The sequence below is a fragment of the Veillonella atypica KON genome (genome assembly GCF_002959915.1).
GTDB classification, from domain to species: domain Bacteria; phylum Bacillota; class Negativicutes; order Veillonellales; family Veillonellaceae; genus Veillonella; species Veillonella atypica.
In genome coordinates this window covers 555,650-571,374 of sequence record NZ_PPDE01000008.1, presented here as the reverse complement: position 1 = coordinate 571,374, position 15,725 = coordinate 555,650, and the positions used below count along the sequence as shown (strand labels likewise).

Here is a 15,725-nt window from a genome sequence, read left to right as displayed (position 1 = left end):
GGGAGAGAATTTATGAAACAAAAACGATTACAATATAAAATTGCTGTTTGGCTTACAATGGGCCTCATGGTTATGGATCCGTTAGTAGTTCCTTTAGCTTATGCAGAGAATCCTATAGAGGTAGATCGCAATGCGCCTCAACATCGACAAGCACAAGTAGGACAAGCGGCAAACGGTATTACATTAGTCAATATTGCAGGACCTACGGCAGATGGTGTATCTCGCAATGATTATACAAATTTTAATGTGCCACAAAATGGTGTGATTTTAAATAATTCATATCAAATGGCGAATACGAGCTTAGCTGGGTATGTGCCAGGTAATGCTAATATGATGCGTGGCTCTGCCTCGGTTATTGTAAATGAGGTCACATCTCATAATCCTACTAACATGAATGGCTTTATTGAGGTGGCTGGACGTAAAGCATCAGTGGTTGTAGCTAATCCTAATGGGATCACTGTAGATGGAGGCGGTTTTATAAATACTGACCGTGCTGTATTAACGACTGGTAAGCCTGAATATGACCCTAATGGAAATCTTAATACCTATCGGGTAGAACAAGGTTCTATTGCTATTAATGGAAAGGGCCTTAATGCAAAAGAATCTAACTCCTTACAAATTTTAACAGAAGCCGCTCAAGTAAACGCAGGTGTATGGGCTAATTCAGTAGAGACTCGTACAGGTAAAAATTTAATAGATGCCAAGTCTTTGGAATCTAAGGCTTTGGGGTACTCTAAGCAAATTGGTCTAGATGTATCTGCTATTGGTGGTATGTATGCTAACTCTATTACCATGAAAGGAACCAATGATGGGCTTGGTGTTAATGTTAAAGGTACATTAAGTTCTGTTCATGCGACTAATATTAGTGCGGATGGTATGATTCAAGTGGATGGCGGAATAACAAGTAATGGTCAGACGTCTATTTCAGGTCATGCTATTTCAGTGGGACAAGATGGTGTTGTGCAAGGTGATAACGGCTTAGCTATTGAAAGTCAATCGTCTATGACTAATCATGGTTTGGTAAACTCAAATGGTACTACAGATATTCGTGCAACATCGGTAGATAATGCTGAAAATGGTCGTATATATGGAAACACCTTATCTATTAAAGCGGATACTGTATCTAATCATACGGATGCAACTATTGAAGCAAGATATAAAAGTGCTGCAGATGTTTTAAAACAAGCTAAAGAGGCGCTTGATAAAGAGTGGAATGCAGATATAACAGCTTATAAGTCTAAAGAAGAGTTGCAAGCACATCGCAATCGTATACAAGAGCTAACTAAGACTTATGATAAAGCGCAAGAAGCAATGACTAAAGTACAAAAGGAATTAGATAGTCATAAGTCTGGTACAATTGCGAGTCGTGACCATATGGATATACAAGCTAATGAAATCCATAATAATGGAAATGCTTTATTGTATAGTGGAAATACGATGAATCTAACAGGCTCTCATGTCATTGAAAATAAGGGCGCTACCATTCAATCAGGTGGAGAGATGACTCTAACAACGTCTAATCTTGTTAATGATAATGCAAGCTTTGGCATGAAGCGTGTTTCGGATGGTATTACAAAGCATGGTGATAAACTTAAGGTTGATGATAAAAATCATCCAGAAGAAAATCAAATCTTTGATGTCTCTGAATTCCCTGGCTATACAGGAAAAGGTGGCTATGGAGTGGCTCATAAAGTACCAGTGAAACAAGCTGATGGTACGATTAAAATGGTAGATAAGGGCGTTCCACCTGTAAAAAACTTTACATTGATTCGAAGTGAAGAGGAGCATACCCATACAGAAGTTACGAATAATCAACCAGGGGTTATTTCTGCTGGTGGCAATATAGTTATCAATGGCGCTTCATCTAATATAAATAGCAAAATTGCATCTGCTGGACAAGTTATATTTAATGGCGCACATGAGACTATCAGTGATAAAACCAGTGATAAGGTGTTCAAAACAGGGACAACACAAGTTAGTGAAGCGAAACGAGTTCATAAAGCTCATGGTTATAGGTATAAATGGCGCCGATATTGGGAGCCAGAAGTATTTATGACGCCTTCCATAGAAGAGCAAAATATACAACCCATTGGTACAATACAGGAACATGCTGAGGATACCATCGCTGAGGCCAATAAACGTAAAGTAAATGATAGTCTTGATCCGTTTGGCACAGGTAATCAAGGAAAGTCTAGTATTGGAAATGTAACGATTGAAGGATTGAAATTACCAACACAGGCAATTTATAATATTCATCCTGATATAACAGCAAATGCATTAATTGAAACAGATAGTGCTTTTACAAATCGTAAGAAATTTGTATCCTCTGAATTCATGCTAAATGCATTGGCTAATGACCCAGACCGAAGAATGAAGCGCCTAGGTGATGGATTCTATGAACAAGGACTGATTAATTCACAAATCCTATCTGCTACTGGTAAACCATATTTAGAGGGTTATACAGATAACGAAAGCGAATATAAAGCATTACTCGAAGCTGGTATTTCATATGGTAAAAAATATAAGTTGACGCCTGGCATTACCTTATCAGAAGAACAAATGAAAGCCATTACAACAGATATGGTATGGCTTGAAACAAAAACTATTGTTGTAAATGGACAACCTCAACAAGTATTGTATCCTAAGGTGTATTTAGCTAAACAATCGGCTAATCAAATCGATGCTATGGGCGCTGTTGTAAGTGGTAAATCCATTATAGCTAATACGGATAGTGCATTTAAGAATAGTGGTAATATGATGGCTGATTCTATTGTAGTACAGGCAAATACAGTGGATAATACGGGTCGATTTAATGCGAATACTGTAGCTATTGGTGCTACGGATTCTATTCGAAATACTGGTGCTATTCACGGTAATGATAGTGTTATATTACGTGCTAATAATGACATAAACGTTGAGGCTGAAACACATCAATTAGCTAATCAAGATGTACTTATGCAACAAGGACGTATTGGCGTATCAAATCCTAAAGGAACCATAGACATTCATAGCAATAAGGATGTACATCTAACTGGCGCTATTATTACAGGTGGAGATGAGGGTAATATCTCTATTACTAGTGCCAATACGGTTAATGTGGATACTAAAAAATTAAGTGCCAAGAAAGATATGACATTAAATGCTGCAAATTATCTACGAACAGATAGAGGTACTGAAATTGGCACACAAATTTTAGGTGATGGCAATGTAACAGTCGCAGCTAAGAATGATGTCAATATTCGTCAAGGTGTAATAAATAGTGAACATGGTGTAACAACTGTAGCTGCTGGTAATGATGTAAATATTGAAAATGGCAATACCTATAGTCGTGATCAATATGGACTACAGTACAAGGAAAAAGGGCTATTATCTCGTACAGTCAATACGATTCGTAAAGATTACGAGCATACGGGTGTGGTAGCATCCACTATTGGTGGCAATACAATTCAAGTAGGAGCTAACCATGATGTAAATATAACCGGATCTAATGTGTTGGGTACAGGTGACGTAGCTATTAGTGCTGGTAATAAGGTACGCACAAATTCTGCAGAAGATAGCAGTCACAATGATACATATCAACATAGTAAGAAAAAAGGTCTTATGGGGGCTGGCTTAGGATTTACTATTGGTAGTAAAAAAATTACTGATACATATGATGGTCGTTATACTACACAAGAAGCGAGTAATATTGCCTCTACTAATGGGGTGATTAATGTTACTGCTGGCGATACTATACATAGCACAACGACTAACTATTTTAGCAATAGTCCGGTATCCTTAACTGCTACGGATGTTGACATTGATGGTAAACATAACTCATCACATGTAGTACAAACGCATGAAGAAAAACGATCTGGATTAACGGTTAGTGTTGGTGGGCAAGTAGTATCTGCTTTGAACACAGCTCAACAACTTGGCAAACGTGCTAACAGTAGAAAAACTAGTGCGCTATCAGCATTTGAATATGGTGAAGCAGCCAATAGCATAAAACATGCTTATAATGATGCCAAGGCTTATAGTAAGATTAAACCTGTTAATTTATTAGATAAAGAAAGAGAGGTTTTAAGTAAAGCTAATGAATTAAATAAGAGTTATCAATTAGAACATCCAGAAATTGAAAATGCTGTACATCCAGATGTTCAAAATGCAATAGATAAAGAACAAAAATATAAACAAGAACAAGCTCGAAAAGATCGTCTCCTAAATATCAACGTATCTATAGGTTCTAGTAAATACAAACAACGAAATGAGTTAAATGAAGAACAATATATTGGTAGTTCTATAGGTAGTAAAACAAAAGTAGATATTACTGCTAATAGTAATGATATGGCTAAGGGGAATATACACATTACGGGAAGTAGAGTAGAAGCTCCGGTTGTTAATGTAAGTGCATCTAATAATCTTCGAATGGATGCCGGGACTAATACAGTAGTTCAACGCGATGATTATACATCTTCTGGTTGGTCAATAGGCGCAACTGTAAGCCCGCATGGAAGTGGTGTTATTGGTTTAGATGCTAATGTGTATAAAGGTAAAGAAAATGCATTAGAGACAACTAAGACACATACAGGAACCGTTATTCTTGGTAAACAAGTAAATACTGTTTCTGGAAATAATACAGAAATTATTGGTTCTAAGGTTATCGGTGAAAGTGTAACTACAAAAGTTGGACATGATTTGAAAATTGAAAGTTTACAAGATACAAATGATTACCATAAAATAAGTAAAAATAAAGGTATATCTGTATCTTATGGAATGAGTGGATCTGCGAGAGTTGGATTTGATAATTCGAGAGGAACTACAGACAGTCACTATGCAAGTGTTACAAACCAGGCTGGTATATACGCAGGTGATGGCGGATATAATGTACAGGTAAATCATGCAACTACACTTACAGGTGGTATAATTAAAGGTAGTCCTGATAAATCCAAAAACAGATTATCCTCTAACTCTTTAAAAATGAATGATATTCAAAATGAAGCATCTTATTCTGCCAAGACTTCTGGCTATAGTTTATCTACGACCAAACGCACTAAAAATAATCCAATAGGCATTACAGGTAGTCCTAAAATGGGGATTCCTGTAAAAGGTAGCTCAAAGTCTACTACGCATTCAGCTATTAGTGAAGGTATTATCGAAATTGCTGAGAAAGAATCCTTAGAAAAGATTAATCATGATACGGAACAGGCTCTTAATAAACTCGCACCTATTTTTGATAAGAAAACAATAGAGGAAAAACAAATTTTATTAAATAAGATATCTGACCATGGATATAAGTTAATTGGGGATATTGCATTAAAAAAATCTCATGATTTAACTATTAAAGCAATTGAAGCTAGTAAAGATGGAAAAGAAAAATTAGCACAAGAATATATTAAAGAAGCAAAAAAATGGGGCGAAAATGGAATATATAGAATTTCTTTGCATGCTGGTTTTGCAGGAGTGATTTCATCATTATCGGGAGATAGTATTCTTACTGGTATAAAAGGTGTAACTGTTAATGATACAATTAGTAATACATTAAAGGGTATTAAGGATCCAGGAATTAGAAAATTAGCTAGTATTGCATTATTAAGAACTATCTCGATCAACGAAACTGGACAAAGTATTGTTTTATCAGCAACGGATAATAATTGGTTAACACATGAAGAACAACAAGAAATGTTATCAGAATTGCAGTCAGCATTTTCATATGAAGAAGGATACTCTCGAAACCATAGAATATCTGAAATTATAGGTAAATGGGCTGGATTGAGTAATTATAGAGCAGTACACCATTATGGTAATGAGAATGATCGGAATGAAGCGATAGATGGAAGCCTTGCCGATGCATTAGCTTCATGGCTTCCTGATAAGAGTATATTAAATGGTGGCATGAATTATACATTAATGTATTTAGCTCGTTTAAATAGCACTTCTTCAGATATTGCTTATTCTACACGCTCAAATTTAGAATTAGGAAACTATACTTGGAAACCTAATGCATGGATAGCTACTATTTATGAGACTGGTAATCCTGAATATTCAGATACTTATCCATATGCTAGAATCTATGAAAATTATGGAGATGAATTAGTTGATAATGGACATAAAGCTATTACTTTAGCTGATGGCAATAATGCAGTATATGATGTGAATACTGGCGCATTTGAATATACTATTAAACCAGCATCCTATACTTATTCAGAGTTCGGGGATTATATGGCTGATAATGGGTATACGGTACATCCTGCTAATGGTATTATGACTATGAATTATATTGTGTTTGAAGGAAAAGCTTTTGCTGCTAATAGGGCGGCATCCTATGAGCTAGCAACACCAATGTATAATCGTTCTACCAGTTTTGAAGGAAAAACATCTTCAGAACTTCCACAAGGAACTGAGGTCGGTATAAGTCTTATAGGGTATGGCGCTCTTAGAAATGATTCTGTAGATGGTGTAACAGGAGCATTGGGTGTTGATATAGGATTAAGAGATATAGTTAAAAATCCTTTTGAGAAAACCTCTAAAAAAGATGGAGGAGATAATCTCCTTACTACACCTAAGAAGCCTTCTTTGTCTACTTCAGATAATAATTCGTTTTTATCTGATTTTTCTCAGCCGCATATAAAGTTATATTATAAAACGCTTACGGTTGATAAAGAACCATTACATACTGGAACCTTAGATGCAGTAGATTATAGTGTTAATAAATCATTTTTTAGAGATTTACTGAATCTTAATATTCCTAAAAACAATATTAAGCAAAGGGAATTTAATTATGGTGAGGGCGCTACTGATTTAAGACTACGTATCTCTCAGGATTTTAAGGTTCCAAGTGTCAATACTGGGGAAGTAAATGAAATGATTAATGAACGTTATGGTTATCAACCAAGATTAAATCAAATGGCAATAGCATATCACCAATTACACCCTACAGAAGGACGCTTATACTATTCGAATAACAGTCCAGGTTTTATTTATTTTGTTCGTGAGCGAAAAACAGGAGGAAAAGAGTTATTAATTGATAAAGATAAGTTTATTCCCGTTTCAAATGATATAATTAATCAGTATTTTAATGAGATTCAGAGGTCCTATTAGTGAGTTTATCAAAAGAGTGGCAATTATTTAAAGAAAATATATATTGTTTAGTTATAAATAAACGAATGGGACGGGTACCGTATATTTTTGCAGTTCTTGGAACCATAATAAATATATACATATATTTATTTCTTATAGCATTATTAGGAAGTGCTACGAGTAGTTTCTTTGTGAAAATACTTCCATATCTTTTGGTTATAATTGGTATGTTTGTTATAATCGGATCTTTAGTTAGAAGAGTGAATGATATAGGATTATCACGCTGGGGAATAGTTTTAGTTTTAGTTATTTCTAGTATTTTAAAATTATTATTTAATAGCTATGAGTTAGATGTAACTTCGATTTTTCAAATTTTTTCAATTTTCGACATAACCTTAGAAAATCTCTTTATAACTCTTCTATTATTGTTATTTTCTTTACCATTAGGTGAAGAAAATAACAATAATTATGGATATGCTCATGGTATTAATAAATTTGATGATTACTTTATTGCTTATGGTAATAGTACTTTGATAAATAGTGGAGTAAGTAAAGATAAAGAGAGTTTTTTTGATAACGTATATAAAGTATATTTTTCTAAATTGCTTTATATAAGTGGTCGAGCAAATAGGGGAGAATATATTGTAGGTGTGATTGGGGCAAATTTTGTTGTATTTATTTTGATTTTCTTAATCACTTCAATTTCTAAGTTTAGTATTGATTTTTTTGATGTATCATTAATAAGCGGTGTCAATTTTTTGATAGTATATATATGGCCAAGCATTGGGATTATTACATTATCAATAAGACGTCTTCATGATTGCCTATTAAGTTCATTATGGATTGTTGGCTTGATACTACCATTTATTAATCTATTTGTAATTTATCATTTAGTTTTTAAAAAGTCTTGGTATCTAACCATAAATCCTAATGGAAGATAAGGGGCCAAAGTAGTATTTTTTATATTAGCTGCTCTATATACGTTGTATACTAATTATTTAAATTATTCCCCTCCTATATTAGTCGTATCATATACGGAAGGTATGTTGTCTAGGGCTATGTCAGTTGATTTGAATATATGGGTAGTAGGGCTATTAATATTATCTTTGTTCCCTAGCAATGAATATGATAATGCCTATGGCCTGTCAAATTGTATTGAAAAAGTTGGTTCTAATTTCATTAGAATTGACTTTGGTGGATTTGAGAAATTTTTAGATGAGTTTTCCTTTAATGTTAATTTATTCATTAGGAAGTATTTTACCTACAATAATACTAAAAAGTATATTCTTAGTTTTTATGGTAGCTATTTTTTTGATTTGGTGTTTTCTATATGTATTAAAAGTACTAATTCAGCGGTTACATGATTCTTATAGTAGTGCGTTTTGGATTTTTGGTCTATTTATACCTTATGTAAATGTCTATGTAATATATTTATTACTAGTAAAAGGATCCTGGCAATATATAGAATCTTCAAAATAATTATATGATAATATTTCTCATTGACTTTCATGCATCAATCTTGTATGATTAGTACATGGTAGTTGATAACAATTTTCATTTATGAAAATTGTTTCATATATATGGGTATATGGAGGTCACATATGAAAGGTATAATCATTGCATCCTTTGGATCAATTTATAAAGAAGCAGTGGAAACATCCATTGGCACTATAGAGTCTAAAGTTCGTTCCTTATACAGAGATGTAGAGGTACGACGTGTATTTTTGTCTGATGCATTAGTGGAAAAGTGGAATGAAAAATATGATGATACGATTGCTTCTTTCACCGACGTCATGCAAGAATTTAGCCGCAAGGGAATTGATGAGGTATATATTCAGCCGATTACTCTCGTAGCGGATCAATGCTATCAACAAATGCGTAAGCAAGCACTTAAGTTCTTACATAGCAGTGAATATAATTTCTCTCAAGTTAATATCGGTAAACCCTTATTAACATCATTAGGTGTTAAAAATTACGCTGATGATTATGAAGCTACATTAGATGGCATCATGCGTCATATTAATACTAAATCTCTCAATAAATCGGTTTTATTGATGGCAAATGGACAAAATCAATTGGAATTCTCTACATTACAATTGAAAGCCATGTATGGTTCTGCTCCTAATGTAGCAGTATTTACCACAAATGGGTTCCCTACATTTAAGCAAGCCTTAACATTGGTAGATAGAATGGGGCATAAAGATGTACTCGTTGTACCATTGGCTTTGATTGGTTCTACTCATTTAATGGATTATCTTGGCGGTGATCGTTCCGATTCTATTTATGCACTTTTGACAGAACAAGGGTACAACGTAGATATTTGGAATGAAGGCCTAGGTGAAAATCCATATGTACAAGATTTATTCTTGAAACATTTAGGTCAAGCGATTCGTATGTCTGATAGAAAACGTAGCTCTCAACGCGAATCATATCAAACTGTTATTCGACCTTCCCGTATAGAAGCACAAGGAATGATTTCTTAATACTTCTGGTAAGGTTGTATATAAACTCTCTCATAAATACACACTATCTTCAAAAAGCATCCACCTTTAGGGGCGGATGCTTTTTGTTATCCATCAATATGGGTATGAAAGTTAATTATAATATTACCTTTATACGGGGTATGGTATCCAACTATGGCAATGCGTGTGGTATGATGAATAGTGAATTATATTTGATAAGGAGACCGTTATGAAACAAGCTATATTAGTAGTGGCCTTTGGCTCAACAGTTGATTCCGCTCGTGAACATCAAATTGATGCTGTTGTAAACCGTATTAAAGAGAGATATACAGATTATGAAGTGCGTTTAGCCTTTTCATCGCGTATCATTGTAAAACGTTTACGAGACCGTGGTATTGAAATTCCTACAGAGCAAGGCGCATTAGATGCTCTCATTGGTGAAGGATATACAGATATTTATGTACAACCATTGCACTTCACTGGTGGTGAAGAATTTGATAAGTTGAAACATAATATTTTAAATCACGAACGGGCACAAGAACTGAATACATTGCGAGTAGGCAGACCATTGGTATACTATATGGGCCAAGAAGAACACCCGAATGATTATCAAATTTTAATCGACACATTTGTTACATCCTTATCCGTCAGCAATGAAGATGGTTTATTATTAGTTGGTCACGGTGGTTTAGGCTCTGGTAATTCTGCATATGGTTATTTGCAATACCAATTGATTCGCAGTGGCCTTAATCATGTTCGTGTAGCCACTTTGGAAAATGCTCCTTATGTAGAGGATGTGGCCGTACCTTGGGAATGGCTTGATGGTAAGAAACCTAATAAGATTTATGTGCACCCATTGCTCCTTGTACTTGGCGATCATGCGCTTAATGATTTATTTGGCGATGAAGAGGATAGTGTAGTCAATGTATTGAAAGAGGCTGGTTATGAAGTAGAAGAAATGCATCATGCCCTCGGTGAATATACAGAAATTCAAGATATCTATTGCCAACATATTCAAGATTGTATCGATGATATATACGGTAAGCGCAGCAGTCATCGACCAGCGATTCCGAATGTGAAATAAGAGTAGACTTTCACAAACATTTTGAATATATTTAATAAATTAGGTATAATAGTAATGTTAATCATATTGAAATATAGAATAGGAGAATCATCATGAAAGGTAAATTATATGGCATAGGTGTTGGTCCTGGGGACTCTGAATTAATGACTGTGAAAGCTGCGCGTATTGTAGGCGAAGCAGACGTTATCATTACACCTAAAACAGAAAAGAAAGATGGTTCTGTAGCCCTTAATATTGCGAAACCATACATTCAAGAACATACTGAAATCGTTCCAGTTGTATTCCCAATGGTGCTCGATGATGCTACACAACAAGAAGGTTGGGAAGAGGCTAAGCGCGTTATCGTATCTTATTTAGAACAAGGTAAAAATGTTGTTTTCTTAACACTTGGCGATCCAATGTTCTATAGTACATATATGTACGTATATCGTTTGATTGAAAATACAGGCTTTGAAATTGAAACAATTCCTGGTATCACTGCATTCTGTGCCATTGGTTCCCATCTTGGCTATCCAATCGTAGAAAAAGAAGAGGTTTTGGCTATCGTTCCAGCCACTGCACCTAAGGAAAAAATTGATGCTGTTATGGCTGTTGCCGATGATGCAGTTATCATGAAGGTGTATAAAAACTTTGATGAAGTGCAAGAAGTATTGTTGAAACACAATATGGCTGACGACGCGGTTATGATTTCTCGCGTTGGCTTGCCGGATGAACAAGTTTTCGTAGGTCTTGATAATATGCCTAAGGACAAGAAATTAAACTATTTGTCCACAATTTTGGCAAAACGTAAAGATCGTTAATTGACTATACTCTGATATCTGAATGCTTTTAGTGAAAGCCGTATAGATAGTATTAATAAGAGGTAATACATATGAATACTGTACCCATTCCACGTGTTGTTATAGCTGGTACCAATTCCGGTGTCGGCAAAACGACTATTGTTGCGGGCCTTCTCGCAGCGTATCGAGCAAGTGGCCATGGGGTGCAATCCTTTAAAGTGGGCCCGGATTATATCGATCCGGGCTTTCATAAAATTGCATCGGGCCGTGAAAGTTATAATTTAGATTCTTGGTTAGTTCCACCGGATACATTGCCAACATTTTTTGCATCCATGGCGGGCGATGCAGATCTGGCCATTATTGAAGGCGTTATGGGGCTGTATGATGGTGGCCGAGAGGGTGTGAGCAGTACGGCTCAAATTGCTAAGCAATTAGGTGCTCCTGTTGTGCTCGTTATCGATTGTAAGGCCATGGGTGAAAGCGCGGCAGCCATTGCCATGGGCTTTAGAGAGTATGATAAAGATGTGGATTTTAAAGGCGTCATTTTGAATCGTTTAGGTTCCGATAATCATGAACGCATGGTCCGTGAAGGTATGGAGAAAATTGGCGTTCCTGTTATTGGTGCTATACGCCGTGATGATCGCATGCATTCTCCTGAACGTCATCTTGGTTTGACACCGGTTACAGAAGTTGACCCTACAGAGGCTATTGCAACGATTCAGCATGCCGTGGAATCTATGGTAGATTTAGAGGCACTCTATAAGGTAGCGGCCAGTGCAGCACCTATGCCGGCACCGATTGATATAACCAAGGGGGTTACCAAACGAACAAAAATTGGCGTTGCTTATGATGAAGCCTTTTCGTTCTACTATCCAGCCAGCTTATCTGCCCTTGAAGCTCAAGGCGCTGAGCTAGTTTACTTTAGCCCTTTAAAAGATAGCGCTATTCCTGATGTAGATGGCCTTGTATTTGGCGGTGGTTTCCCTGAAATGTTCTTGCAGGCTTTATCCGAAAATACGGCCATGAAGGAATCAATCCGTAAAGCTAATCAATGTAGTATGCCTATCTATGCTGAATGTGGTGGCCTTATGTACCTTTGTGAACATATTCACGATTTTGATGGTAATGTGTTTGATACAGTTGGTGTTGTGCCTGCCAATTGTGTAATGCAACAAAAACTGCAAAAGGTAGGATATGTAACGGCAACGGCTAAACGCAATACATTACTTGGCAATACAGGAACAGCTTTGCATGGTCATGAATTCCATTTCTCCACCATGGAACCAACCATTGAAGATTTCCCATGGGCCTTTCATTTAGAAGGGGGGCGTAAACCGCAGTCCTATGATGGCGGGTATGCTACCGATAATGTGTTGGCATCCTATCTACATCTTAACTTTGCTGGTTCTCTTGAAGGAGCTAAGCATTTTGTAGATATGTGTGAAGCCTTTGGTCATACTAAATAAATCTATTATATTAGTATTTAATTGTTATATTAACTATAGATGCAGCCCTACATAGTGTGACATAGATAATAGGAGTATAGAAATGAGTGAACGTGGTTTAATTCTCGTAAATACAGGTAATGGTAAAGGAAAGACAACAGCCGCTTTAGGTGTTGTTTTACGCGCCGTAGGACAAGGCTTGAAAGTTTTGATTCTACAATTCATCAAAAGCGGTCATGGTTATGGTGAACTAGAAGGTCTGAAAAAACTGGGAGATGCGGTTACCATTAAATCCATGGGCAAAGGATTTATCTACTACAACCGAGATAAAGTTACTGTAGAAGAATTAGAAAAACATAAAGTAGCAGCTCAAGAAGCGTGGAAAACACTAGTAGAAGAAGTCAACTCCGACAAATGGGATCTCATCGTTATGGACGAAATCAACAATGCCATTAACTATGAACTCATCGATGTTAACTCCGTTGTAGATATGCTTAAACAAAAACCAGAACGACTACATGTTATCCTAACAGGCCGCTATGCAAAACCTGAAATCATCGACATCGCTGATACAGTGACCGAAATGAACGTAGTAAAACACGCTTATGAAAAAGGCATAAAAGCGGCAAAAGGAATTGAGTTTTAAGAGAAAGAGTGTGCTAGGCTTGGCCGACGCACACTCTTTTTTTGTGATACTAGAAAGTTTTATATGATGTAGCAATAGTAGGCCTCCGGAGGCGACTTTGGCCCTGTCCCTATGGGACAGACCCGGCCGGTGTTTCCCTCTCACCATGGAGTTTTCCGAAAATTTCCTAGAGTGCTGTGAAGTGATGTGGGCGGTGGCGACTTTTGGCCCTTCCGTTAGGAAGACCCGGCCGATGGAGCCACCGCCCACATCACTTCACAAATAAATAGAAAATTTTCGAAAAAGTCCTTGATTAAACTATATCGAAAATGTATAATATAGTCATAAGCACAAGGTGCTAATATTCTTAGACATTAAGTATGTATATAACTATAACCAGGAGGTTAACTATGGCTGTACATGATTACATTAAATCTGGCGATTTCGCTACTGAAAAACACGTTCCTGTTATCGAAGCTGCTGATAAAGTAAAAGCAGGTGAAGCATTCGACGTAAAATTATCTGTTGGTAAAGACATTGCTCATCCAAACACTGTAGAACATCACATTGAATGGATTAAATTGTACTTCGTAGCTGAAGGTACTCAATTGCCTTACGAAGTTGGCGAATTATCTTTCAACGTTCATGGTGACGGTGCAACAGCAAACGAAGGTCCTGTACATGCAGTTTCCGCAGGTACATTGGCAGTATCCTTGAATAAATCTGGTAAATTGATTGCTGTATCTTACTGCAACATCCATGGTTTATGGGAATCTGAAAAAGCTATCGTAGTTGAATAATAGATTGTATTTGACTGTAAAAGGCCAGCCTTAGGGCTGGTCTTTTTTGTATAGAGAATATGACACATCACGAACATTAACTATTGATTATAAATATAATGTATGTCCGCTATAAAAAGAAATTTGTTCTTTTATGGTGGAAAAATACCTGTATATCCCTTTACAGTGCGGTTTGTTTTGTGGTAAAGTATATGCATGTTATTTTTTAGTACAATGATAAATGAGGGATAATAGTGGCATTAATCGTCAAAAAGTTTGGTGGCAGTTCTGTTGCAACACCTGAAAAAATATTTAATATCGTTGATCGTGTCCTTCATGAAAAGAAAGAGGACGATCGCATTGTAATAGTTGTATCCGCTATGGGGGATACAACAGATGACTTGGTATCTTTGGCAAAACAAGTAACATCTAAACCATATGGTCGTGAAATGGACCGCTTGTTGTCTACTGGCGAACAAGTAACGATTGCATTGATGGCTATGGCGTTTAATGAACGCGGTCAAAAGGCTATTTCTTTAACTGGTGATCAAGCAGGTATTACAAGTAGTGATAACTTTAATAAGGGTCGTATTTTAGGTGTAGATCCTAATCGTGTATTCGAAGCATTGGATGCAGGCAATATCGTTGTTGTTGCCGGTTTCCAAGGTATTACCGAATACGGTGACATGGTAACATTAGGCCGTGGTGGTTCTGATACAACAGCGGTTGCTTTAGCAGGCGCTATGAACGCCGATGTATGTGAAATCTTTACAGATGTAGAAGGTGTATACTCTACTGACCCTCGCGTAGCAAAGGAAGCTTTTAAACTAGAAGAAGTTACGTATGGCGAAATGCTTGAAATGGCACGTTTAGGTGCAGGCGTAATGCAACCGCGTGCTGTTGAAATGGGTTTCCGTTATGGTGTACCAATTCATGTTCGTTCTACATTCAGTAATAATACAGGCACAATTATTCGGGAGGATTATACCGTGGAATCTAATAAACACGTAATTACAGGCGTAGCCGATGATACAAATACAGCAAAAGTAGCTCTTGTGGGCGTTGAAAATAAACCTGGTATTGCAGCAAAAGTATTCAAAGCATTAGCAGAAAAAAATGTTGATGTGGATATGATTGTTCAATCTATTCGTTCCGTAGGTGAACCTAAAACTGACCTTATCTTTACAATTGCTCTTGATGATGTGGTATTGGCACGTGAAGTGTTGAAAGAATTACAACAAACTGTTGATATCGAAGCTGTTAATATTGACGAAAATATGGCAAAAGTATCTATCATTGGCGCTGGTATGTTGGGGCAACCTGGCGTAGCTGCTCAAATGTTTGATATCCTTAGTAAAGAAGGTATCAATATTGAAATCATCAGTACTTCTGAAATCAGTATTTCTTGCTTGGTTGCACAAAACCGCGTAAAAGATGCAGTTCGTGTTATTCATAATGGTCTTTTGTTAAACGAACGAGGCTAACATACATG

At 36.4% G+C, this 15,725-nt stretch carries 10 protein-coding genes; all 10 read left to right on the top strand.

Annotated elements, in window-relative coordinates; genetic code table 11:
* Nucleotides 1-12: 12 nt before the first annotated feature.
* The 10 genes from VAHSUH02_RS06625 (at nt 13) to VAHSUH02_RS06580 (ending at nt 15,717) form a co-directional block, all read left to right on the top strand.
* Nucleotides 13-7,080, top strand: a complete 7,068-nt coding sequence (locus VAHSUH02_RS06625; RefSeq protein ID WP_005382735.1) for a two-partner secretion domain-containing protein — start codon at nt 13-15, stop codon at nt 7,078-7,080.
* Nucleotides 7,080-8,000 carry a DUF805 domain-containing protein gene (locus VAHSUH02_RS06620; RefSeq protein ID WP_005376006.1) on the top strand — a complete coding sequence of 307 codons (921 nt, stop codon included), beginning with the start codon at nt 7,080-7,082 and terminating at the stop codon, nt 7,998-8,000. The genes VAHSUH02_RS06625 and VAHSUH02_RS06620 overlap by 1 nt, the downstream gene beginning before the upstream one ends.
* Nucleotides 8,001-8,274: 274 nt before the next feature.
* Nucleotides 8,275-8,538 (top strand): DUF805 domain-containing protein, encoded by a 264-nt coding sequence (locus VAHSUH02_RS09850; RefSeq protein WP_115342772.1) that lies wholly within the window; start codon nt 8,275-8,277, stop codon nt 8,536-8,538.
* Nucleotides 8,539-8,660: 122 nt separating this feature from the next.
* Complete coding sequence (locus VAHSUH02_RS06610; protein WP_005379180.1) at nt 8,661-9,542, top strand: sirohydrochlorin cobaltochelatase; 882 nt, start codon at nt 8,661-8,663, stop codon at nt 9,540-9,542.
* Between the two features lie 208 nt (nt 9,543-9,750).
* The gene (locus VAHSUH02_RS06605; protein ID WP_005382742.1) at nt 9,751-10,605 is read left to right on the top strand and encodes a sirohydrochlorin cobaltochelatase; all 855 of its coding nucleotides are present in this window, start codon (nt 9,751-9,753) and stop codon (nt 10,603-10,605) included.
* Between the two features lie 92 nt (nt 10,606-10,697).
* A complete protein-coding gene (gene cobI, locus VAHSUH02_RS06600) occupies nt 10,698-11,405 on the top strand; it encodes a precorrin-2 C(20)-methyltransferase (protein ID WP_005376046.1) in 708 nt (235 codons plus the stop codon).
* A gap of 71 nt (nt 11,406-11,476) precedes the next feature.
* Nucleotides 11,477-12,850 carry a cobyrinic acid a,c-diamide synthase CobB gene (locus tag VAHSUH02_RS06595; RefSeq protein ID WP_005382744.1) on the top strand — a complete coding sequence of 458 codons (1,374 nt, stop codon included), beginning with the start codon at nt 11,477-11,479 and terminating at the stop codon, nt 12,848-12,850.
* An 82-nt stretch (nt 12,851-12,932) separates the two neighbouring features.
* Nucleotides 12,933-13,475: a cob(I)yrinic acid a,c-diamide adenosyltransferase gene (cobO, locus tag VAHSUH02_RS06590; RefSeq protein WP_005382745.1), complete on the top strand. Its 543-nt coding sequence runs from the start codon at nt 12,933-12,935 to the stop codon at nt 13,473-13,475.
* 389 nt (nt 13,476-13,864) lie between these two features.
* Entirely contained in the window at nt 13,865-14,254 is a 390-nt protein-coding gene (locus VAHSUH02_RS06585) for a class II SORL domain-containing protein (RefSeq protein WP_005376230.1), read from the top strand.
* A 233-nt stretch (nt 14,255-14,487) separates the two neighbouring features.
* On the top strand, nt 14,488-15,717 hold the full coding sequence (locus VAHSUH02_RS06580; RefSeq protein ID WP_005382746.1) for an aspartate kinase: 1,230 nt from the start codon (nt 14,488-14,490) through the stop codon (nt 15,715-15,717).
* Nucleotides 15,718-15,725: the final 8 nt, after the last annotated feature.

Bases quoted from the DNA above. Each gene is read 5' to 3' on its own strand.
- VAHSUH02_RS06595 (WP_005382744.1), top strand. From the start codon at position 11,477: ATGAATACTGTACCCATTCCACGTGTTGTTATAGCTGGTACCAATTCC.
- VAHSUH02_RS06585 (WP_005376230.1), top strand. From the start codon at position 13,865: ATGGCTGTACATGATTACATTAAATCTGGCGATTTCGCTACTGAAAAA.
- cobO (WP_005382745.1), top strand. From the start codon at position 12,933: ATGAGTGAACGTGGTTTAATTCTCGTAAATACAGGTAATGGTAAAGGA.
- VAHSUH02_RS06625 (WP_005382735.1), top strand. From the start codon at position 13: ATGAAACAAAAACGATTACAATATAAAATTGCTGTTTGGCTTACAATG.
- VAHSUH02_RS06610 (WP_005379180.1), top strand. From the start codon at position 8,661: ATGAAAGGTATAATCATTGCATCCTTTGGATCAATTTATAAAGAAGCA.
- VAHSUH02_RS06605 (WP_005382742.1), top strand. From the start codon at position 9,751: ATGAAACAAGCTATATTAGTAGTGGCCTTTGGCTCAACAGTTGATTCC.
- VAHSUH02_RS09850 (WP_115342772.1), top strand. From the start codon at position 8,275: ATGAGTTTTCCTTTAATGTTAATTTATTCATTAGGAAGTATTTTACCT.
- cobI (WP_005376046.1), top strand. From the start codon at position 10,698: ATGAAAGGTAAATTATATGGCATAGGTGTTGGTCCTGGGGACTCTGAA.